This is a genomic window from Roseateles sp. P5_E1, assembly GCF_054049335.1.
The window spans coordinates 1-567 of the sequence record NZ_JBFUMN010000377.1; the positions used below are offsets into that span (position 1 = coordinate 1).

Annotated in this window: 1 protein-coding gene; it reads right to left on the reverse strand. The window is 68.8% G+C overall.

Going from position 1 to position 567, the window contains the following annotated elements; translation table 11 throughout:
* A partial coding sequence (locus ACXJKJ_RS31620; protein ID WP_457395652.1) for an aminotransferase class I/II-fold pyridoxal phosphate-dependent enzyme occupies nucleotides 1–509 on the reverse strand: 509 nt, incomplete at its 3' end.
* Between the last annotated feature and the right edge of the window lie 58 nt (nucleotides 510–567).

The following is a 567-nucleotide window of genomic DNA, read 5'->3' on the forward strand; positions in this document are numbered from 1 at the left end:
ACCAGCACGCCTTCCTCGTTCATCAGTTCCAAGGCGAAATCATGGTCGTCGAAGCTGCGCGCGGCCGGGCCGACCACCGCCGGGAACGCGTACAGCGCGCCGGCCGGGGCAACCAGCGACAGGTGCTCGCTGGCGTTGCAGGCCTCGATCACCGCGCGCCGGGTTTCATACAGGCGGCCACCGGGGGCGCACAGCGGGGAGATGGTGTCCGGGCCGTTGACCGCGGCATCGATGGCGTACTGGCCGGGCACGTTGGCGCACAGCCGCAGTGCGCTGAGCAGGTCCATCGCCGCGCGGAATTCGCCCAGCCGCTCGGCCGCGCCGGACAGCATCGCCCAGCCCACCCGCCAGCCGCAGGCGCGATGCACCTTGCTCAGCCCGCTGAAGGTGATGCACGGGTGTTCGCCGGCCAGTGGCGCCACCGCATGGAACGCGGCACCGTCGTAGAGGATCTGGTCGTAGATCTCATCGACCATCAGCAGCAGGTTGTGCTTGACCGCGATCGCCACGATCTTCTCCAGCAGTTCGCGCGAGTAGCTGGCGCCGCTGGGGTTGTTCGGGTTGATC